At 70.0% G+C, this 513-nt stretch carries 1 protein-coding gene; it reads left to right on the forward strand.

Annotation, left to right across the window (positions count from 1 at the left end; all coding sequences use genetic code 11):
* Window positions 1–513: cadherin repeat domain-containing protein (locus ACK41V_RS23900; protein ID WP_409786215.1), on the forward strand; the 513-nt coding region annotated here is incomplete at both ends.

Below are 513 nucleotides of genomic sequence, written 5' to 3' on the forward strand. Positions count from 1 at the left end.
GGTGGAGGCGCAGGACGATGGCATGGGCCAGATGACTGCCACGGGCATTGTGACGGTGCGGCTGCTGGACGTGAATGAGGCGCCGGTGCTGCTGCCCACCTCTCGCTCCGTGGAGGAGAACAGCGCAGCGGGCACCGCGGTGGGCGCACGCATCGTGGCCACCGACCCCGACTTTGGGCAGACGCTGACCTACTCCATCACCGGCGGCGACGGCGCCAGCGTGTTCAGCATCGAGGACGGCACTGGGCAGCTGCGCGTGGCGCAGGCGGTGCTGGACTTTGAGACGAAGAGCTCGTACAGCGTGGTGGTGCGCGCCACGGACAATGGGCAGCCGACGCCGCTGTGGACGGAGGCGGCGGTGACGGTGGTCATCCTGGACGTGAACGAGCCGCCCGAGATGCGCAGCGGCACGCTGAGCGTGCCCGAGAACAGCCCCGTGGGCACCGCGGTGGGGCGGCTGAACGCCACCGACCCCGACTTTGGGCAGTCGCTGTCCTTCCGCATCCTGGGCGG

The organism is Acidovorax sp. (genome assembly GCF_046291265.1).
GTDB lineage: Bacteria > Pseudomonadota > Gammaproteobacteria > Burkholderiales > Burkholderiaceae_C > Acidovorax.